At 58.9% G+C, this 18,768-nt stretch carries 19 protein-coding genes; 7 read left to right on the forward strand and 12 right to left on the reverse strand.

The annotated features are described in order from the left end of the window. Window positions 1-2,418, forward strand: a complete 2,418-nt coding sequence (gyrB, locus tag ACZ0A4_RS24160; protein WP_007911885.1) for a DNA topoisomerase (ATP-hydrolyzing) subunit B — start codon at window positions 1-3, stop codon at window positions 2,416-2,418. Between the two features lie 183 nt (window positions 2,419-2,601). Here the strand turns inward: gyrB and ACZ0A4_RS24165 are convergent, their stop codons facing one another. Both ACZ0A4_RS24165 and ACZ0A4_RS24170 read right to left on the reverse strand, forming a co-directional pair. Further along, window positions 2,602-2,847 carry a hypothetical protein gene (locus tag ACZ0A4_RS24165; protein ID WP_463576603.1) on the reverse strand — a complete coding sequence of 82 codons (246 nt, stop codon included), beginning with the start codon at window positions 2,845-2,847 and terminating at the stop codon, window positions 2,602-2,604. Window positions 2,848-2,902: 55 nt separating this feature from the next. After that, window positions 2,903-3,289, reverse strand: coding sequence for a helix-turn-helix domain-containing protein (locus ACZ0A4_RS24170; protein ID WP_463576604.1), 387 nt, complete (start codon window positions 3,287-3,289; stop codon window positions 2,903-2,905). Between the two features lie 198 nt (window positions 3,290-3,487). On the opposite strand from ACZ0A4_RS24170, the gene ACZ0A4_RS24175 reads away from it, so the two are divergent. Then, window positions 3,488-3,913: a hypothetical protein gene (locus tag ACZ0A4_RS24175; RefSeq protein WP_463576605.1), complete on the forward strand. Its 426-nt coding sequence runs from the start codon at window positions 3,488-3,490 to the stop codon at window positions 3,911-3,913. A 43-nt stretch (window positions 3,914-3,956) separates the two neighbouring features. Here ACZ0A4_RS24175 and ACZ0A4_RS24180 read toward each other — a convergent pair whose 3' ends face one another. Next, complete coding sequence (locus tag ACZ0A4_RS24180; RefSeq protein WP_463576606.1) at window positions 3,957-4,676, reverse strand: response regulator transcription factor; 720 nt, start codon at window positions 4,674-4,676, stop codon at window positions 3,957-3,959. Window positions 4,677-4,843: 167 nt separating this feature from the next. Here ACZ0A4_RS24180 and ACZ0A4_RS24185 point away from each other — a divergent pair, with 167 nt between their 5' ends. Continuing rightward, a complete protein-coding gene (locus ACZ0A4_RS24185) occupies window positions 4,844-6,376 on the forward strand; it encodes a sensor histidine kinase (protein WP_463576607.1) in 1,533 nt (510 codons plus the stop codon). A 167-nt stretch (window positions 6,377-6,543) separates the two neighbouring features. Here the strand turns inward: ACZ0A4_RS24185 and ACZ0A4_RS24190 are convergent, their stop codons facing one another. The 4 genes from ACZ0A4_RS24190 to glyQ all read right to left on the reverse strand — a co-directional run bounded on the left by ACZ0A4_RS24190 (window position 6,544) and on the right by glyQ (window position 10,955). After that, window positions 6,544-7,323 carry a lysophospholipid acyltransferase family protein gene (locus ACZ0A4_RS24190; protein WP_463576608.1) on the reverse strand — a complete coding sequence of 260 codons (780 nt, stop codon included), beginning with the start codon at window positions 7,321-7,323 and terminating at the stop codon, window positions 6,544-6,546. An 83-nt stretch (window positions 7,324-7,406) separates the two neighbouring features. Next, on the reverse strand, window positions 7,407-7,946 hold the full coding sequence (gene gmhB / locus ACZ0A4_RS24195; RefSeq protein ID WP_463576609.1) for a D-glycero-beta-D-manno-heptose 1,7-bisphosphate 7-phosphatase: 540 nt from the start codon (window positions 7,944-7,946) through the stop codon (window positions 7,407-7,409). A gap of 4 nt (window positions 7,947-7,950) precedes the next feature. Beyond that, the gene (gene glyS / locus ACZ0A4_RS24200; RefSeq protein ID WP_463576610.1) at window positions 7,951-10,005 is read right to left on the reverse strand and encodes a glycine--tRNA ligase subunit beta; all 2,055 of its coding nucleotides are present in this window, start codon (window positions 10,003-10,005) and stop codon (window positions 7,951-7,953) included. Next, window positions 10,002-10,955, reverse strand: coding sequence for a glycine--tRNA ligase subunit alpha (gene glyQ, locus ACZ0A4_RS24205; RefSeq protein WP_025112261.1), 954 nt, complete (start codon window positions 10,953-10,955; stop codon window positions 10,002-10,004). Before glyQ ends, glyS begins: the two co-directional genes overlap by 4 nt. An 81-nt stretch (window positions 10,956-11,036) precedes the next feature. Here glyQ and ACZ0A4_RS24210 point away from each other — a divergent pair, with 81 nt between their 5' ends. From ACZ0A4_RS24210 to ACZ0A4_RS24220, 3 genes are all read left to right on the forward strand, one after another. Next, window positions 11,037-11,594 (forward strand): DNA-3-methyladenine glycosylase I, encoded by a 558-nt coding sequence (locus ACZ0A4_RS24210; protein ID WP_158954107.1) that lies wholly within the window; start codon window positions 11,037-11,039, stop codon window positions 11,592-11,594. Window positions 11,595-11,634: 40 nt separating this feature from the next. After that, window positions 11,635-12,522, forward strand: a complete 888-nt coding sequence (locus ACZ0A4_RS24215) for a lysophospholipid acyltransferase (protein ID WP_463576611.1) — start codon at window positions 11,635-11,637, stop codon at window positions 12,520-12,522. 73 nt (window positions 12,523-12,595) lie between these two features. Next, on the forward strand, window positions 12,596-12,835 hold the full coding sequence (locus ACZ0A4_RS24220; protein ID WP_397483819.1) for a PilZ domain-containing protein: 240 nt from the start codon (window positions 12,596-12,598) through the stop codon (window positions 12,833-12,835). Window position 12,836: 1 nt separating this feature from the next. Here the strand turns inward: ACZ0A4_RS24220 and ACZ0A4_RS24225 are convergent, their stop codons facing one another. From ACZ0A4_RS24225 to def, 5 genes are all read right to left on the reverse strand, one after another. Beyond that, the gene (locus ACZ0A4_RS24225) at window positions 12,837-13,151 is read right to left on the reverse strand and encodes a tetratricopeptide repeat protein (protein WP_463576612.1); all 315 of its coding nucleotides are present in this window, start codon (window positions 13,149-13,151) and stop codon (window positions 12,837-12,839) included. A 168-nt stretch (window positions 13,152-13,319) separates the two neighbouring features. Then, the gene (trkA, locus tag ACZ0A4_RS24230; RefSeq protein WP_077575169.1) at window positions 13,320-14,696 is read right to left on the reverse strand and encodes a Trk system potassium transporter TrkA; all 1,377 of its coding nucleotides are present in this window, start codon (window positions 14,694-14,696) and stop codon (window positions 13,320-13,322) included. A 22-nt stretch (window positions 14,697-14,718) separates the two neighbouring features. After that, complete coding sequence (gene rsmB, locus ACZ0A4_RS24235; protein ID WP_463576613.1) at window positions 14,719-16,029, reverse strand: 16S rRNA (cytosine(967)-C(5))-methyltransferase RsmB; 1,311 nt, start codon at window positions 16,027-16,029, stop codon at window positions 14,719-14,721. Continuing rightward, on the reverse strand, window positions 16,026-16,985 hold the full coding sequence (gene fmt / locus ACZ0A4_RS24240; RefSeq protein ID WP_463576614.1) for a methionyl-tRNA formyltransferase: 960 nt from the start codon (window positions 16,983-16,985) through the stop codon (window positions 16,026-16,028). The genes rsmB and fmt overlap by 4 nt, the downstream gene beginning before the upstream one ends. 58 nt (window positions 16,986-17,043) lie before the next feature. Further along, complete coding sequence (gene def, locus ACZ0A4_RS24245) at window positions 17,044-17,550, reverse strand: peptide deformylase (RefSeq protein WP_122855361.1); 507 nt, start codon at window positions 17,548-17,550, stop codon at window positions 17,044-17,046. A 160-nt stretch (window positions 17,551-17,710) separates the two neighbouring features. On the opposite strand from def, the gene ACZ0A4_RS24250 reads away from it, so the two are divergent. After that, entirely contained in the window at window positions 17,711-18,736 is a 1,026-nt protein-coding gene (locus tag ACZ0A4_RS24250) for a LysM peptidoglycan-binding domain-containing protein (protein ID WP_463576615.1), read from the forward strand. Window positions 18,737-18,768: the final 32 nt, after the last annotated feature.

Here is an 18,768-nt window from a genome sequence, read left to right on the forward strand (position 1 = left end):
TTGAGCGAAGAAAATACGTACGACTCAACGAGCATTAAAGTGCTGAAAGGCCTGGATGCCGTACGCAAACGTCCCGGTATGTACATTGGTGACACCGACGATGGCAGCGGTCTGCACCACATGGTGTTCGAGGTGGTCGACAACTCGATCGACGAAGCCCTCGCCGGCCACTGCGACGACATCAGCATCATCATCCACCCGGATGAGTCCATCACCGTTAAAGACAACGGCCGTGGCATCCCGGTAGACGTGCACAAAGAGGAAGGCGTTTCCGCCGCCGAGGTCATCATGACCGTCCTCCACGCTGGCGGTAAGTTCGACGACAACTCCTACAAAGTATCCGGCGGTCTGCACGGTGTAGGTGTGTCGGTAGTGAACGCACTGTCCGAAGAACTGGTTCTGACCGTTCGCCGCAGCGGCAAGATCTGGGAACAGACCTACGTCCACGGCGTACCTCAGGCGCCGATGGCCATCGTTGGCGACAGCGAAACCACCGGTACCCAGATTCATTTCAAGGCGTCCAGCGAAACCTTCAAGAACATTCACTTCAGCTGGGACATCCTGGCCAAGCGCATTCGTGAACTGTCCTTCCTCAACTCCGGTGTCGGCATCGTCCTCAAGGATGAGCGCAGCGGCAAGGAAGAGCTGTTCAAGTACGAAGGCGGTTTGCGTGCGTTCGTTGAATACCTGAACACCAACAAGACTGCGGTCAACCAGGTGTTCCACTTCAACATCCAGCGTGAAGACGGCATCGGCGTGGAAATCGCCCTGCAGTGGAACGACAGCTTCAACGAGAACCTGTTGTGCTTCACCAACAACATTCCGCAGCGCGATGGCGGCACTCACTTGGTGGGCTTCCGTTCAGCACTCACGCGTAACCTGAACAACTACATCGAGCAGGAAGGTCTGGCGAAGAAGCACAAAGTCGCGACCACCGGTGACGATGCCCGTGAAGGCCTGACCGCGATCATCTCGGTGAAAGTACCGGATCCGAAGTTCAGCTCGCAGACCAAAGACAAGCTGGTCTCTTCCGAAGTGAAGACCGCGGTCGAACAGGAAATGGGCAAGTACTTCTCCGACTTCCTCCTGGAAAACCCGAACGAAGCCAAGCTGGTCGTCGGCAAGATGATCGACGCTGCCCGTGCCCGTGAAGCGGCGCGCAAGGCCCGTGAGATGACCCGCCGCAAAGGCGCGCTGGACATCGCCGGCCTGCCGGGCAAGCTCGCTGATTGCCAGGAAAAAGACCCTGCACTCTCCGAACTGTACCTGGTGGAAGGTGACTCCGCGGGCGGCTCTGCCAAGCAGGGACGTAACCGCAAGACCCAGGCGATCCTGCCGTTGAAGGGCAAGATCCTCAACGTCGAGAAAGCGCGTTTCGACAAGATGATCTCTTCCCAGGAGGTGGGCACCTTGATCACCGCACTGGGCTGCGGTATCGGTCGCGACGAGTACAACATCGACAAACTGCGTTATCACAACATCATCATCATGACCGATGCTGACGTCGACGGTTCGCACATCCGTACTCTGCTGCTGACCTTCTTCTTCCGTCAGTTGCCGGAGCTGATCGAGCGCGGCTACATCTATATCGCCCAGCCGCCGCTGTACAAAGTCAAGAAAGGCAAGCAAGAGCAATACATCAAAGACGACGACGCCATGGAAGAGTACATGACGCAGTCGGCCCTGGAAGACGCGAGCCTGCACCTGAACGAAGAAGCCCCGGGCATTTCCGGTGAAGCGCTGGAACGTCTGGTGAACGACTTCCGCATGGTAATGAAGACCCTCAAGCGTCTGTCGCGCTTGTACCCGCAGGAATTGACCGAGCACTTCATCTATCTGCCGGCCGTGAGCCTGGAAAAGCTCGGCGACCACGCCGCGATGCAGGAGTGGCTGGCCCAGTACGAAGCGCGTCTGCGTACCGTGGAAAAATCCGGTCTGGTCTACAAGGCCAGCCTGCGTGAAGATCGTGAACGTGGTGTGTGGCTGCCAGAGGTCGAACTGATCTCCCACGGCCTGTCGAACTACGTCACCTTCAACCGCGACTTCTTCGGCAGCAACGACTACAAAACCGTCGTCACCCTCGGCGCTCAGCTGAGCACCCTGCTCGACGAAGGCGCGTACATCCAGCGTGGCGAGCGCAAGAAAGCGGTCACCGAGTTCAAGGAAGCACTGGACTGGTTGATGGCTGAAAGCACCAAGCGCCACACCATTCAGCGATACAAAGGTCTGGGCGAAATGAACCCGGATCAGCTGTGGGAAACCACCATGGACCCAAGCGTGCGCCGCATGCTGAAAGTCACCATCGAAGACGCCATTGGCGCAGACCAGATCTTCAACACCCTGATGGGTGATGCGGTCGAACCTCGCCGTGACTTCATCGAGAGCAATGCGCTGGCGGTTTCGAACCTGGATTTCTGATTCAGGTATCAACAACCATCAGGATATAAATGGCCGGGTTACTACCGCCCTTTAAAACAAAACCCCGGCCTAATGCCGGGGTTTTTGTTTTTGTGGGATCTCGCGTTTTATCCCAGCGCATCTGAGCGCTTACGCCGATTCAGACGCTTTCGCGCAGGCACCAAAAGATCACTGCGCAAAGCTTCAAATGGAAGATTTTTTGTAAACGGCGATGCGTCCCGCCATTCGCGCAAACACCAATCCATAGCGCTCGGGATTGGCACGTACATGTTTTCCGAAGCGATGCCGTGTAGTGCGAAACAGTGGCGCCCAAGGCTCTTCGCCAATGATCTCGCGAATTTTACGTTCTTGACCAAGCGGCATGGCCTTTACGTTTTGCATCAGCGTTTCTGAAATCTTGTTCCATTCGATAATCTGCAAGGTATTCATCCCTCTCACCTTAAAAGTTGCAACTTTCATGTTAGTCGATGTCGCTGATTCGAAACTATCCATGAATAGTGATTTCGATGTTATCGATGTCCACGCCAAAAGTGAGCGCCAGTCCCGCTTTGGCTTGCGCCAACGTCAGTGCTGCAACCCCTCCACCTTCAGGGGTTTTACGGGTATTTCCACCGTTGGAATCAAGAGGCGTTTGCACTAGCGATGCCAGTAACTCAGCTGGAATTTCGTACCCGAGTGCTTTGTTCAAAGCAATCCAGGTGGTATCGACTCGAGGTCGAGCGAACTCTCCGCAGTCAGGTTCTTCGTAGCGACGTGGCATGACCACATGGATGTTGGCTTCTCGGGCCAACGCTGAGCGGCTCATGCCCAACGACTCTCGGCGGGCTTTCAGGGCTGCCGGAAACTCCGGAGAAGATGGGTTGGGAAGCATGATGATTCCTTTTGAAATGGCGGTGACAGGAATCAAAGTATCTTTTCAGTGGTAACTTGTCAATAAAAGTGCAACTTAAAGGTTTTGCTCATCGTGCAAAATTGCATTTTACGTCGCTGTTGCGATGTTTGTGTGGTCATGCGAATATAAAGGCAGGTCAAGGACGCTCCTTGGCGCCTTTTCCGGGAGTATGGCTCGATGATTGATTCAGTGAAAAAAGGTGATTTAGCGCGTAAAGCGCGCATGGTCATAGGTGCCAGCACGGCTGAAGCAGCCCAATTGGTACATGTCGCCAAGCGCACCTGGGAAATCTGGGAGTCCGGTCAACGCGAAATGCCAGATGCGGCTCTCGAGCTTTTTACCCATAAAATCACACAAGGCATCACTGCAACGGAAGATCGGGAACTGGTCGTTGTGGTTGGCGACAACCAGATGGCTCTGGACGTCATTTCGAGTGACACCTTCCTTCACCTCAAGGATGCCGGTGATGGCTTCGCTGAAATCAGTTCCATGGCGGTTAGTCGGGCAACAGGTCGCCAGTACATTCATCGCACTTCATTCAAAATCAAGCCGCACAATGCGCATGTTCTGATATTCGCTGACAAGTACTGTCAGTGGAGCTGACTCGGCAAGAGGCCCGCGTAAGCGGGCTTTTTTTTGAGCGTACTTATTCGCTCACCGTTGCCACACTCTCCAACCGATACCCATACCCATAAATCGTCAGCAACTGCCAACCCCGATCCGCCGTCAGCCCGAGCTTGTTCCGCAACCGGTAGATATGCGTATCCAAAGGTCGCGACGACGCCATCTCTTCATGCGGCCAGAATCGCTCATATAGATAATCCCGCGACAACGGCCGGCCCAGATTGCTGAACAGACACCGCGCCAGTCGATACTCACGTTCTGTCATGACAATGGGATTGCCCTCCCGGGTGACGGTCAGTTCGGCGTCATCGAAGGTCAAGTCGTTAAAAATCAGCACTTCGGTAGCAGCCGCACGTTGCTGGCTATGCCGACGCAGCACCGCAGCAACGCGCGCTTTCAGTTCATTCGGCCGGAATGGCTTGCTGACGTAATCATCGGCCCCGGCATTCAACGCCTGAACAATATCGCTCTCACCATCGCGACTGGTCAGCATGATCGCCGCGGGTGGCGCTTCCATATGCTCGCGAGTCCAGCGCAGCAGGGCCAGTCCGGTGAGGTCGGGCAGTTGCCAGTCGAGGATCAGCAGGTCGAAGGTTTCCCGACGCAATTGCCGCAGCAGATCCTCACCGCGTTCGAAGCTGTGCAGTGACCACGGCTGTTCGCCGGCATCGGCCATTTGCTGCAGGGTTTGCTCCACCCGGCGCAGTTCGGCGGGTTCGTCGTCCAGTATCGCAACGCGCATACGCGGTGATTCCTTGTTGCTTGGGCAGTTGGCGGACAACCATAGTCGCTCGGCCCTCGCTATGAAAGTAAGCAGCCCCCGTCGGTCGACGTCCGCTATGATTCTTCGGTCTACGTCTCAGACCTGTGGCCTATGAAACCATTCACACTGCCCTGCCCTTTTTCCACATGAACCATGATCGTCGGCGTGAAAGCCGAGAGCCGAGCCAAGTGCAACGCCTGTTTCGTCAGTTGGTGCGCGAATGGTTGTGGATAAGTCTAGTGCTGTTGCCGCTGACTGCGCTGTTGTCTTATCGCGCACAGATCAACTTGCACGATTCGTCTGCGGCCATGGGCGCCTTGTTGTCGGTAGCCTTGGTGGCCGGCAGTCTTGGCCTGCTGTTGTGGCGTCCGCGCTGGGCGCTGTGGGTCACGTTGATCGGCATGGCGTGCGCGCTGTTGGCCAGTGCAGGTTTAGCGGAGATGCGTCGTTGGTGGTCGCCGACGCCAGCGGTGCTGGGGATGTTGTTTGGTTATCTGATCTGGAACTGGCGGCGCCTGAGTGTGGTGCTGACTTATTTTGGGTGGGAATTGGCACGGCTGGACAGCGAACCGAAGGTTTTCCCCGAACGCCGTCGCTCGCAATTCACGGGTACTGATCGCTTACAGGGCCAGATCATGGCGCTTGAGCAGGCCATGAGCCGTACCCGCGATACCCGACGGTTCATCGCCGATGGCCTGGAATACCTGCCCGTCGCTACGCTGATCAGTGATCCCAAGGGGCAGATCCTGCTGGGTAACCGCAAGGCCCGCGCGCTGTTTGATCATGTTCTTGTGGGGGATGACGTGCTTGATCAGCTGGAGCGCCTGGGTTATCCGGAATTATCCACCGACGTGCGACCGACGTTGTCCGCCCTGCCGCTGTTGGAGTTTCGCGATAGCAAGGAACGCAGCCTGCGCCTCGAGCGTGCCGCGTTGCTGCCGGTGGACGGCGACACCCCGATAGGCTGGTTGCTCAGCCTGACCGACCTCAGCGCCGAACGCGCCGCCGAGGAGCAACGCGGAGTTTTGCTGCGGTTCCTCTCGCACGATCTGCGTGCCCCACACTCGGCGATCCTTGCCTTGCTCGATGTCCACCGGCACCAGGCTGGCGCCGATACACCGCTGTTCGAACAGATCGAACGTCAGGTACGTCGCGCGTTGGACCTCACCGACGGTTTCGTTTTACTGGCGAGGGCCGAATCCGAGGCGTATCAGTTCCAGCCAAGTCTGTTCGCGATGTTGGTGCTGGACGTGCTGGACCAGGCTCTGCCCATCGCCCAGCAGAAACGCATTGAGCTGCTCCACAACATGGATGAGGAATCCCAAGAGCGGCTGATCTCGGCTGACCAAGGCTTGCTGACCCGTGCACTGTTCAACTTGCTGGAAAACGCCATCAAGTACAGTCCGTCAGACACCACTGTCCAGTTGCATGTGAGCTGTGAGGAGGAATGGTTACGTTGCGAACTGTCGGATCAAGGCAAGGGCATCGCCGCCGATGAATTGCCCGACCTTTTCACCCAGTACCGGCGTTTTTCCTCCGCTCAAGGCATCGATGGCGTGGGCTTGGGACTGTCGATGGTCAAAGCAGTGATCGATCACCATGGCGGGAAAATCGAATGCTTGAGTGTGGTCGATCAAGGCACCACGTTCCTGCTCGAATTACCGCTGATCCCCGAGTGAACAGGCACAAAAAAACCGGCTATATCAGCCGGTTTTTTTACATCCGAAAAAACTTATGCACGTTTTACAAGATTTTATGAGCTTGAGAAATATATAAGCAGATCAATCACTTAAGATAAAAATTCAAGCCTTTTCAACAAAACCGTACACAGGTTATCCACAAAATGTCAGGCCGGCACTTGCTCATCTGCAACGGGGGCCTGCGGGGCCGGTGGCAGCGAGCCCATTTCACGCTGAGTCTTCTCGTTCCAGGCTTGTACCCGGTCGTTCAACTCGGCGATGGCGCGCGGGCCCGTGCCTTCGGCATACATCGGCTCACCGATGACGACGGTGATCACCCCGGACTTCTTGCCCCAGCCTATTTTCGGCCAGAACTTGCCGGCATTGTGTGCAATCGGCAGCACCGGAAGCGCCGCATTCACCGCCAAAGCGCTACCACTGCGGGAGAACTTGCCGACAGTGCCAAACGGAACGCGTGTGCCTTCCGGGAAGATCAGCACCCAAACGTTGTCCTTGAGCAGCTCATCACCCTTGGCGGCGACTTGTTTCAATGCAGCTTTCGGGTTGTCGCGGTCAATCGCGATAGGCCGCAACATGGCCATGGCCCAGCCGAAGAACGGTACATACAGCAGTTCGCGTTTGAGCACTTGGCTCAGCGGAGAGAAATAAGCGGAGAGAAAGAACGTCTCCCAGGTGCTCTGGTGGTTCGACTGAATCACGCAGGGCCGGTCAGGCACGTTTTGCGCACCTTTGATTTCGTAACGGATACCGAGGAACACCTTGGTCAACCACAAGGCGCAACGGCACCAGTACACGTTGATAAAACGATAACGCGCCTTGAATGGCAAAAACGGCGCGATAAAAAAACTCAAGCTGCACCACAGCAGGGAGGTGGTGCCCAGCAGCAGGTAAAAGAGAAAAATCCTGATGGCCCGCAGTATCGACATAGTGACGTTTACCGTTACGGGGCAATGCCCGACTGTTCAAGCGCACTCCCGATCAATCCCTGGTCAGGAACTTCAGAAGTACTCTAGTTGTGGATAAGTTCTGCGGCAATCGCCGCCAGATCGTCAAAAATCAGAGTGCCAACCGGCAGGGTTTTGCCCTGAGTCTTTGCGCCTTTTCCGGTCTTTACCAAAACTGGCTGTGAATCGACGGCTTTGGCGGCCTCCAGGTCACCAAGGCTGTCGCCGACGAACCAGACATTGGTCAGCTCGACGTTGTAATGCGCAGCGATGGTTTTCAACATCCCCGGTTTCGGCTTGCGGCAATCGCAACCTTCGTCCGGCCCATGCGGGCAATACACGATCAGCCCGACTTCACCGCCCTGCTCCGCTACCAGTTCGCGCAGGCGCGCATGCATGGCATCCAGGGTGGCGAGGTCGTAGTAGCCGCGAGCAATGCCCGACTGGTTAGTGGCGACCGCCACCGTCCAGCCGGCCTTGCTCAACTGCGCAATCGCTTCGATCGAGCCGGGCAACGGCATCCACTCCGCCACGGACTTGATGTAAGCGTCGGAGTCGTAATTGATCACTCCGTCCCGATCGAGAATCAGCAGTTTCAACAGCAATCCCTCAACCCAGCAGCGAAATGTCGGCAACACCGAGGAACAGACCACGCAGACGCGCCAGCAGCGCGTAACGGTTGGCCCGCACATTGGCGTCGTCGGCATTGACCATCACCGCGTCGAAGAACGCATCCACCGGTTCACGCAATGCCGCCAGGCGTGCCAGTGATTCGTTGTACTGACGCGCTGCAGCCATTGGCTGAACCGCTTGATCCGCTTGCTGGATCGCCGAGTACAGCGAGAACTCGTTGGCGTTGTCGAAGTACTTGGCTTGCACCTCGGTCGGTACCGCGCCTTCGAGTTTGCTCAACAAGTTCGACACACGCTTGTTCACCGCCGCCAGCGCTGCCGCTTCCGGCAGTTTGCGGAAGGCCTGAACCGCTTGCACACGCTGATCGAAATCCAGCGCCGAACCGGGCTTCAGGGCACGTACCGACAGGTAAGTGGCCACTTCAACGCCTTCGTCTTCGTAACGCGCACGCAGACGGTCGAAGATGAATTCCAGCACCGCTTCGTTGAGACCGGCTGCCTTGACCTTGGCACCGAACGCATTCACCGCGAATGCGACAGCGTCGTTCAGATCCAGATCGAGTTTCTTCTCGATCAGGATACGCAGCACACCGAGTGCCGCGCGGCGCAGGGCATACGGGTCTTTGCTGCCGGTTGGCAGCATGCCGATACCGAAGATACCGACCAGGGTGTCAAGCTTGTCAGCGATGGCAACGGCCGCACCGGTCAGGGTGGCTGGCAGTTCTGCACCGGCACCGCGTGGCATGTACTGCTCGTTGAGCGCCAGCGCGACGTCTTCCGGCTCGCCGTCATTGAGGGCGTAGTAGTAACCGGCGACACCTTGCATTTCCGGGAACTCGCCGACCATTTCGGTGGCCAGGTCGCATTTCGACAGCAGGCCTGCACGGGCAGCCCAAGAAGCGTTGCCGCCAATGCGCGCGGCGATGTACGCAGCCAGTTTCGATACGCGTTCGGCCTTGTCGTAGACGCTGCCGAGTTTTTCCTGGAACACCACGTTCTTCAGGCGATCGTTGAACGCTTCGAGTTTCTGCTTCTTGTCTTGCTTGAAGAAGAACTCGGCGTCGGTCAGGCGTGGGCGAACCACTTTCTCGTTACCGGCGATGATCTGCTGCGGATCTTTGCTTTCGATGTTGGCCACAGTGATGAAGCGTGGCAGCAACTTGCCGTCGGCATCCAGCAGGCAGAAGTACTTCTGGTTGTCCTGCATGGTGGTGATCAGCGCTTCTTGCGGCACGTCGAGGAAGCGTTCCTCGAACGAGCACACCAGCGGCACCGGCCATTCAACCAGCGCGGTCACTTCGTCGAGCAGTGCCGGCGGCACGATGGCCGTGCCTTCCTGACGGGTGGCCAGCTCTTCGGTGCGCTTGCTGATGATCTCGCGACGCTCGTTGGCGTCGGCCAGTACGTAGGCGGCGCGCAGGTCAGCCAGGTAGCTCGACGGCGAACCGATGCGCACGCTTTCCGGGTGATGGAAGCGGTGACCACGGGAATCACGGCCAGCTTTTTGCGCGAGGATGGTGCAGTCGATGACCTGGTCACCGAGCAGCATCACCAGCCATTGGGTCGGACGCACGAACTCTTCCTTGCGCGCACCCCAACGCATGCGTTTCGGGATCGGCAGGTCGTTCAGCGAATCTTCGACGATGGTCGGCAGCAGGCTCGCGGTCGGCTTGCCAGCGATGCTCTGGCTGTAGCGCAGTTTCGGGCCGCTCTGATCAATTTCGCTCAGATCGACGCCGCACTTCTTGGCGAAGCCCAGTGCTGCTTGCGTTGGATTGCCTTCAGCGTCGAACGCCGCCTGACGCGGCGGGCCGTCGAGGTTGATGCTGCGATCCGGTTGCTGGGTAGCCAGCGCGGTGATCAGCACAGCCAGACGACGCGGTGCGGCGTAAACGGTTTTGGTCTCGTAGCTCAGGCCAGCGGCTTGCAGGCCCTTGTCGATACCGGCGAGGAACGCCTCAGCCAAGGTGTTCAGGGCTTTCGGTGGCAGTTCTTCGGTGCCCAGTTCAACCAGAAAATCTTGCGCACTCATTGTGCTGCCTCCAGCTTGGCCAGTACTTCGTCACGCAGGTCCGGGGTCGCCATCGGGAAGCCCAGCTTGGCGCGTGCCAGCAGGTAGGCTTGCGCAACGGAACGCGCCAGGGTGCGTACGCGCAGAATGTATTGCTGACGCGCGGTCACCGAGATCGCCCGGCGTGCATCCAGCAGGTTGAAGGTGTGCGAGGCCTTCAACACCATTTCGTAGCTCGGTAACGGCAGCGGCTGATCGAGTTCGATCAGGCGCTTGGCTTCGCTTTCATAGAAGTCGAACAGTTCGAACAGCTTGTCGACGTTGGCATGTTCGAAGTTGTAAGTGGACTGCTCCACTTCGTTCTGGTGGAACACGTCGCCGTAGGTGACTTTGCCCATCGGGCCGTCAGCCCAGACCAGGTCGTAGACCGAATCCACGCCCTGCAGGTACATGGCCAGACGCTCAAGACCGTAAGTGATCTCGCCGGTCACCGGGTAGCATTCGATGCCGCCCGCCTGCTGGAAGTAGGTGAACTGAGTCACTTCCATGCCGTTCAGCCAGACTTCCCAGCCCAGACCCCAGGCGCCGAGGGTCGGCGATTCCCAGTTGTCTTCGACGAAGCGAATGTCGTGAACCAACGGGTCCAGGCCGACATGCTTGAGGGAGCCCAGGTACAGTTCCTGGAAGTTGTCCGGGTTCGGCTTCAGCACGACCTGGAACTGATAGTAGTGCTGCAGACGGTTCGGGTTTTCGCCGTAACGGCCGTCAGTCGGACGGCGGCTTGGCTGCACGTAAGCGGCGTTCCAGGTTTCCGGGCCGATGGCACGGAGGAAGGTCGCGGTGTGGAAAGTGCCGGCGCCTACTTCCATATCGTAGGGCTGAAGTACCACGCAACCTTGCTCGGCCCAGTATTGCTGGAGCGCGAGGATCAAGTCTTGGAAGGTACGCACGGCTGGCGTAGGCTGGCTCACGAAATTCACCTGTTTCTTGGGCTGCGATTTAAAGAGCGGGAGTATACCCGATTCATTGCTGCGCACGCCCCCTGGAGCCTTATGCCACGCTGCTTTTGGTGTACCGAAGATCCGCTGTACATGGCTTATCACGACCAGGAGTGGGGCACGCCGCTACGCGATGCGCAGGGTTTGTTCGAGTTGCTTTTGCTCGAAGGGTTCCAGGCCGGGCTGTCGTGGATCACCGTGCTGCGCAAACGCGAGCGTTATCGCGAAGTGTTATTCGGCTTCGACGTACAGCGCGTGGCGCAGATGAGCGACGCTGAAATCGACGAATTGATGCTTGATCCGGGGATCATTCGCAACCGCCTCAAACTCAACGCCGCCCGCCGTAACGCCCAGGCCTGGCTGGCGCTGGAGGATCCGGTGGCGTTTCTCTGGTCGTTTGTAAACGACCAACCGATCATCAATCATTTCAAGGATCGCAGCGAAGTCCCGGCGATCACCCCCGAAGCGCTGGCGATGAGCAAAGCCCTGAAAAAGGCCGGGTTCACGTTCGTCGGCCCGACCATTTGCTACGCGCTGATGCAGGCCTCGGGCATGGTCATGGACCACACCCAGGACTGCGACCGCTACGCGCAGCTCGCCATCGGCGGTTAGAATGGCCGCCTCGCGCACCGCACAAGATCAGGAGTGACCTGTGGAAAAGTTTAAAGGCGCCTTGCTGGTAGGCGCTCTGCGGCTGTTTGCCCTGCTGCCATGGCGGGCCGTGCAGGCCGTGGGTTCGGCGATCGGCTGGATCATGTGGAAAACCCCCAACCGCTCCCGCGACGTGGTGCGGATCAACCTCGCCAAATGTTTTCCACAGATGGATCCGGCCGAGCGTGAGCGTTTGGTCGGGCAGAGCCTGAAAGACATCGGCAAATCGCTGACCGAAAGCGCCTGCGCGTGGATCTGGCCGGCGCAGCGTTCGATCGACCTGGTACGCGAAGTCGAAGGACTCGACGTGCTAAAAGACGCCTTGGCCTCGGGCAAGGGCGTGGTTGGCATCACCAGCCACCTCGGCAACTGGGAAGTGCTCAACCACTTCTATTGCAGCCAGTGCAAACCGATCATTTTCTACCGCCCGCCGAAGCTCAAGGCTGTGGATGAATTGCTGCGCAAACAGCGCGTGCAACTGGGCAACAAAGTCGCTGCTTCCACCAAGGAAGGCATCCTCAGCGTGATCAAGGAAGTGCGCAAAGGTGGTGCAGTGGGCATTCCCGCTGACCCGGAACCGGCCGAATCCGCCGGGGTCTTTGTGCCGTTCTTCGCGACTCAAGCGCTGACCAGCAAATTCGTGCCGAATATGCTCGCCGGTGGCAAAGCCGTCGGCGTGTTCCTGCATGCGCTGCGCCTGCCCGACGGTTCTGGCTACAAAGTGATCCTGGAAGCCGCGCCCGAAGCCATGTACAGCACCGATACTGCCGAGTCCTGCGCGGCGATGAGCAAAGTCGTCGAGCGTTATGTCGCGGCGTATCCGAGCCAGTACATGTGGAGCATGAAGCGCTTCAAGAAACGTCCGCCGGGCGAAGAGCGCTGGTACTGAGCTGATTGGCATGATCTGTGGATAACCTCACTAGTGAAGTTATCCACAACCGTTCATCAAAGGGCGCAACAAGATGTCCGAACAACGCAAATCCTTCCGCATAAAAATCACCCACGACAGCTTTGGCGAATGCCTCGGGCAGACTCGCAACCTGTCGCCTACCGGGGTGTTCGTGCAGCATCCGACCTTGGCATCGTTGCCCAAAGGCGCGGTGGTCTATGGCCAGGTACAGGGTTTACCCACAGGCGCACCCAGCGTACGAATGGAAGTGGTGACGGTGGATGCCGACGGGATCGGCCTTCGTTACCTCTGAATCACTGCGCCTGACGATCGAGCTTCTTCAGAAACACCGTCATTTCCTTCTCGGCCTGCTTGTCGCCATGGGCACGGGCTGTTTCCAGACCTTGTTCCCACGCATTACGCGCGGCGACGGTGTCGCCCAGCGCCAGCTGCGCCTTGCCCAACAATTTCCACGCCGCCGAATACTTCGGGTCGAAACCGACACAGCGCTGGAAATGCTCGGCGGCCTTGGCGTTTTCGCCCAGATCCAGATAGCCCTTGCCCAGACCGAAGCGCAAAAGGGAGTTATCCACACCCTTGGCGAGCATTTTTTCCAGGGATTCGAGCATTGGTGGATTCCTTTTCGGGTGTGTCAGGGGAAACTCGTGGCGCCGCCATCGCTGGCAAGCCAGCTCCCACAGGGTTTTGGGTTGTTCACAAATGTGATGTACACCGAAGATCCATGTGGGAGCTGGCTTGCCAGCGATGAGGCCATAACAGACACAGAAAATTCCGCATCAGAAGAAGCTCAACCCCACATGGAACAGCTTCTCCACATCGCGAATATGCTTTTTATCCACAAGGAACAGAATCACATGGTCGCCCGCTTCGATCACCGTGTCATCGTGGGCGATGATCACTTGTTCATTGCGGATCACCGCACCAATCGTGGTGCCCGGCGGCAGGCCGATTTTCTCGATGGGCTTGCCGATGACCTTGCTCGACTTCGCATCACCGTGGGCAATTGCCTCGATCGCCTCCGCCGCACCGCGACGCAGTGAGTGCACGCTGACGATATCGCCACGCCGTACGTGGGCCAGCAGGGTGCCGATGGTCGCCAGTTGCGGGCTGATGGCGATGTCGATGTCGCCGCCCTGAATCAGGTCGACATAGGCCGGGTTATTGATGATCGTCATGACCTTCTTCGCCCCCAGCCGTTTGGCCAGCAACGACGACATGATGTTGGCTTCGTCATCGTTGGTCAGGGCGAGGAAGATGTCGGCGTCGGCGATGTTCTCTTCCAGCAGCAGATCACGGTCGGAGGCGCTGCCCTGCAACACTACGGTGCTGTCGAGGGTGTCGGAGAGATAACGGCAACGCGCCGGGTTCATCTCGATGATCTTCACCTGATAACGGCTTTCGATGGCCTCGGCCAGCCGTTCACCGATCTGCCCGCCGCCAGCGATGACGATGCGTTTGTAGGTTTCGTCGAGACGGCGCATTTCGCTCATGACCGCGCGAATATTCTCACGGGCGGCGATGAAAAAGACTTCGTCATCCGCCTCGATCACCGTATCGCCTTGGGGCAGGATCGGACGGTCACGGCGGAAAATCGCTGCAACGCGGGTCTCGACATTCGGCATGTGCTCACGCAACTGGCGCAGTTGCTGACCCACCAGCGGCCCGCCGTAATAGGCACGCACCGCCACCAGTTGCGCCGCGCCTTCGGCGAAGTCGATCACCTGCAGGGCACCGGGATGCTGGATCAGACGCTTGATGTAGTTGGTCACCACTTGCTCGGGGCTGATCAGCACGTCGACCGGAATCGCTTCGTTCTGGAACAGCTGTTCTTCGCGATGGAGGTAGGACGCTTCGCGCACCCGGGCGATCTTGGTCGGGGTGTGGAACAACGTGTGGGCAACCTGGCAGGCGACCATGTTGGTCTCGTCGCTGTTGGTTACCGCGACCAGCATGTCGGCGTCGTCGGCACCGGCCTGACGCAGCACCGACGGCAGCGAACCACGGCCCTGCACGGTACGAATATCGAGCCGATCGCCGAGGTCGCGCAGGCGCTCGCCGTCGGTGTCGACCACCGTGATGTCGTTGGCTTCACTGGCCAAATGCTCGGCCAGCGAACCGCCGACCTGTCCCGCACCGAGGATGATGATTTTCATCCAGTCACTCCGTTGAATCCGTTTAGCCGCGCGCGGCAGCGATCTTGATCAGCTTGGCGTAGTAGAACCCGTCATGCCCGCCCTGCTGGGCCAGCAATTGGCGACCATGCGGCTGTTTGATCCCGGCCGTGGTGGCCAGATCCAGTTCACGGGCGCCGGGTGTGCGCTCAAGGAACGCGGCGATGACCTCGGTATTCTCGGTCGGCAACGTCGAGCAGGTGGCGTACAGCAGGATGCCGCCGACTTCGAGGGTTTTCCACATGGCGTCGAGCAACTCGCCTTGTAGTTGCGCGAGGGCAACGATGTCGTCCGGCTGACGGGTCAGCTTGATGTCCGGATGGCGGCGGATCACGCCAGTGGCCGAGCAAGGCGCGTCGAGCAGAATGCGCTGGAACGGTTTGCCGTCCCACCACGTTTCTGTATCGCGCCCGTCGGCGGCGATCAGGTCGGCGTTTAGACCGAGGCGTTCAAGGTTTTCCTTAACGCGCACCAGTCTTTTGGCTTCCAGATCCACCGCCACTACGCCGGCCAGCGCCGGTTCGGCTTCGAGGATGTGGCAGGTCTTGCCACCGGGGGCGCAGCAGGCGTCGAGCACGCGTTGCCCCGGCGCCAGATCGAGCAGGTCGGCGGCCAGTTGCGCGGCTTCGTCCTGCACGCTGATCCAGCCTTCGGCGAAACCCGGCAGGCTGCGCACGTCGGCAGCGGCTTCGAGAATGATGCCGTCGCGGCTGTAAATGCACGGTGTTGCGGCAATCCCGGCTTCTGTGAGCAGACCAAGGTAGGCGTCGCGGTTGTGGTGGCGGCGATTGACCCGCAGGATCATCGGCGGATGCGCGTTGTTCGCTTCGCAGATGGCTTCCCACTGCTCAGGCCAGAAAGCTTTGAGGGATTTTTGCAGCCAGCGCGGGTGAGCAGTGCGCACCACCGGATCACGTTCCAGCTCAGCGAAAATTGTTTCGCTTTCGCGCTGGGCGTTGCGTAACACGGCGTTGAGCAGGCCTTTGGCCCACGGCTTTTTCAGCTTGTCGGCGCAACCCACGGTTTCGCCGATGGCGGCGTGGGCTGGCACGCGGGTGTAGAGCAATTGGTAGAGACCGACCAGCAGCAGCGCTTCGACATCGGCGTCGGCAGCCTTGAACGGTTTCTGCAGGAGTTTCTCGGCCAGCGCCGACAGGCGTGGCTGCCAGCGCGCGGTGCCAAAGGCCAGATCCTGAGTGAAACCGCGATCGCGATCCTCGACCTTGTCCAGTTGCGTCGGCAAGGAGCTGTTCAGCGAGGCTTTGCCGCTGAGGACGGCGGCGAGTGCCTTGGCGGCGGCCAAACGCGGGTTCATTGTGCGTCCACCGCTGCGCCGAGCACCGTGCCGACAGCGAATTTCTCCCGACGGCTGTTGAACAGGTCGCTGAAGTTCAGCGCCTTGCCGCCGGGGAGTTGCAAGCGGGTCAGGCACAGGGCTTGTTCGCCGCAGGCGACGATCAGGCCGTCCTTGCTGGCGCTGAGGATTTCACCCGGCGCGCCTTTACCGTCGGCGAGTGTTGCCGCCAGCACTTTCAGCGCTTCACCGTTGAGGGTGCTGTGAGTGACCGGCCATGGATTGAAGGCGCGCACCAGACGTTCCAGCTCAACCGCCGGGCGGCTCCAGTCAATGCGTGCTTCGTCTTTGTTCAGCTTATGCGCGTAAGTGGCGAGCTCATCGTTTTGCACTTCGCCTTCCAGCGTGCCAGCAGCCAGACCGGCAATCGCTTGCACCACGGCCGGTGGGCCCATTTCGGCGAGGCGGTCATGCAGACTGCCGCCAGTGTCTTCAGCGCTGATCGGGGTGACGACCTTGAGCAGCATCGGCCCGGTGTCGAGGCCGGCTTCCATGCGCATCACGGTCACGCCGCTTTCAGCATCACCGTGTTCCACAGCGCGTTGAATCGGTGCCGCACCGCGCCAGCGTGGCAGCAGGGACGCGTGACTGTTGATGCAGCCCAGACGCGGAATATCCAGCACCACTTGCGGCAGGATCAAGCCGTAGGCGACCACGACCAGCAAGTCCGGCTTCAACGCGGCCAGCTCGGCTTGAGCGTCAGCGTTGCGCAACGTCGGCGGCTGCAACACCTGGATATTGTTTTCCAGCGCGAGCTGTTTGACCGGGCTCGGCATCAGTTTTTGCCCGCGACCGGCCGGACGATCCGGTTGGGTGTAGACCGCAACGATCTCGTAGGGGCTGTTCAGCAGGGCCTTGAGGTGTTCGGCGGCGAATTCCGGGGTGCCGGCAAAAACGATGCGCAGTGGCTCAGTCATGAAGGGCGTCTCTTGAAAAGAAAAAGGCTTGCCGCAGCAAGCCTTTGAAGGAGGGGCATCAAGCGTTCTGGCGGTGCTGCTTTTCCAGTTTCTTCTTGATCCGGTCGCGTTTGAGCGTGGACAGGTAATCGACGAACAATTTGCCGTTGAGGTGGTCGCATTCGTGCTGGATGCACACCGCGAGCAGGCCTTCGGCGATCAGTTCATAGGGCTTGCCGTCACGGTCCAGCGCCTTGATCCTGACCTTTTGCGGGCGATCGACGTTTTCGTAGAAACCCGGTACCGAGAGGCAACCTTCCTGGTATTGCTCCATTTCCTCGGTCAGCGATTCGAACTCGGGGTTGATGAACACCCGCGGTTCGGTACGGTCTTCGGAAAGGTCCATCACGACGATACGTTTGTGCACGTTGACCTGGGTCGCGGCAAGGCCGATGCCCGGCGCTTCATACATTGTTTCAAACATGTCATCGACCAACTGACGCACTTCGTCGTCCACTACAGCCACAGGCTTGGCGATAGTGCGCAGACGCGGGTCCGGGAATTCGAGGATGTTTAAAATGGCCATAGGCTTTGATTGCTGCACACGTTGAGTAAAGTCGGGCGATGGCCTGGCAGGTCCGAAGATGCAGGCTACCGTTGTGAAGCGTAGCTTGTGCATTTTGCACAAGCGAGCCACGGGGGCTCTGACGGTTCACGCGAATGCACATGATAAAGGGATTCACCGCATGAGGAAAACACTACTCGCCCTGCTGCTGTTGGCTTCGGCCGGCGTGGCGCAAGGGCAAGTGCAACTCAGGGATGGTTTTCCACAGCAATACACGGTGGTTTCGGGGGATACGCTCTGGGACATTTCCGGCAAATACCTGCGCGAGCCCTGGCAGTGGCCACAACTGTGGCGGGCCAATCCGCAAATTGAAAACCCCAACCTGATCTATCCCGGCGACACGCTGACGCTCAGCTACGTCAACGGCCAGCCACAACTGATGCTCAATCGAGGCGAATCGCGCGGCACCATCAAGCTCTCGCCACGGATCCGCACCAGCCCGGTGGCCGAGGCGATTCCGAGCATTCCGCTGAAATCCATCAACAGCTTTCTGCTGAGCAACCGCATCGTCGACAAGGTCGAGGATTTCGACAAGGCACCGTACATCGTCGCCGGCGATGCCGAACGCGTGCTCAGCGGCACCGGTGACCGCATCTTCGCGCGCGGCCATTTCGACCCGAATCAACCGGTCTACGGCATCTTCCGTCAGGGCAAGGTCTACACCGATCCGCAGACCAAGGAGTTTCTCGGGATCAACGCCGACGACATCGGCGGCGGTGAAATCATCGCCACCGAAGGTGACGTTGCCACCCTCGCTCTGCAACGCACCACTCAGGAAGTGCGCCTCGGCGACCGCTTGTTCAGCGGCGAAGAGCGTTCGATCAACTCGACCTTCATGCCCAGCGCACCGACCACCAGTATCAACGGCGTGATCATCGATGTGCCGCGCGGCGTCACCCAGATTGGCGTGATGGACGTGGTCACATTAAACAAAGGCAAGCGCGATGGTCTCGCCGAAGGCAATGTTTTGGTGGTGATGAAAACCGGCGAAACCGTGCGTGACCGCATTACCGGGCAGCCACTGAAAATTCCCGACGAACGCGCCGGGTTGCTGATGGTGTTCCGCACCTACGACAAACTCAGTTATGGCCTCGTTCTCAACGCATCGCGCTCGCTGGCGGTGCTCGACAAGGTGCGAAATCCGTAAGCTTGCTTCACAAGTTACCAACAGAGTTATCC

Source organism: Pseudomonas sp. AC172, assembly GCF_979258595.1.

What these genes read in the sequence shown, in the direction of transcription:
- ACZ0A4_RS24165 (WP_463576603.1), bottom strand. Translation starts at nt 2,847, where the DNA reads ATGAATACCTTGCAGATTATCGAATGGAACAAGATTTCAGAAACGCTG.
- ACZ0A4_RS24170 (WP_463576604.1), bottom strand. Translation starts at nt 3,289, where the DNA reads ATGCTTCCCAACCCATCTTCTCCGGAGTTTCCGGCAGCCCTGAAAGCC.
- ACZ0A4_RS24175 (WP_463576605.1), top strand. Translation starts at nt 3,488, where the DNA reads ATGATTGATTCAGTGAAAAAAGGTGATTTAGCGCGTAAAGCGCGCATG.
- ACZ0A4_RS24180 (WP_463576606.1), bottom strand. Translation starts at nt 4,676, where the DNA reads ATGCGCGTTGCGATACTGGACGACGAACCCGCCGAACTGCGCCGGGTG.
- ACZ0A4_RS24185 (WP_463576607.1), top strand. Translation starts at nt 4,844, where the DNA reads ATGAACCATGATCGTCGGCGTGAAAGCCGAGAGCCGAGCCAAGTGCAA.
- ACZ0A4_RS24190 (WP_463576608.1), bottom strand. Translation starts at nt 7,323, where the DNA reads ATGTCGATACTGCGGGCCATCAGGATTTTTCTCTTTTACCTGCTGCTG.
- glyS (WP_463576610.1), bottom strand. Translation starts at nt 10,005, where the DNA reads ATGAGTGCGCAAGATTTTCTGGTTGAACTGGGCACCGAAGAACTGCCA.
- ACZ0A4_RS24210 (WP_158954107.1), top strand. Translation starts at nt 11,037, where the DNA reads ATGCCACGCTGCTTTTGGTGTACCGAAGATCCGCTGTACATGGCTTAT.
- ACZ0A4_RS24220 (WP_397483819.1), top strand. Translation starts at nt 12,596, where the DNA reads ATGTCCGAACAACGCAAATCCTTCCGCATAAAAATCACCCACGACAGC.
- ACZ0A4_RS24225 (WP_463576612.1), bottom strand. Translation starts at nt 13,151, where the DNA reads ATGCTCGAATCCCTGGAAAAAATGCTCGCCAAGGGTGTGGATAACTCC.
- trkA (WP_077575169.1), bottom strand. Translation starts at nt 14,696, where the DNA reads ATGAAAATCATCATCCTCGGTGCGGGACAGGTCGGCGGTTCGCTGGCC.
- rsmB (WP_463576613.1), bottom strand. Translation starts at nt 16,029, where the DNA reads ATGAACCCGCGTTTGGCCGCCGCCAAGGCACTCGCCGCCGTCCTCAGC.
- fmt (WP_463576614.1), bottom strand. Translation starts at nt 16,985, where the DNA reads ATGACTGAGCCACTGCGCATCGTTTTTGCCGGCACCCCGGAATTCGCC.
- def (WP_122855361.1), bottom strand. Translation starts at nt 17,550, where the DNA reads ATGGCCATTTTAAACATCCTCGAATTCCCGGACCCGCGTCTGCGCACT.
- ACZ0A4_RS24250 (WP_463576615.1), top strand. Translation starts at nt 17,711, where the DNA reads ATGAGGAAAACACTACTCGCCCTGCTGCTGTTGGCTTCGGCCGGCGTG.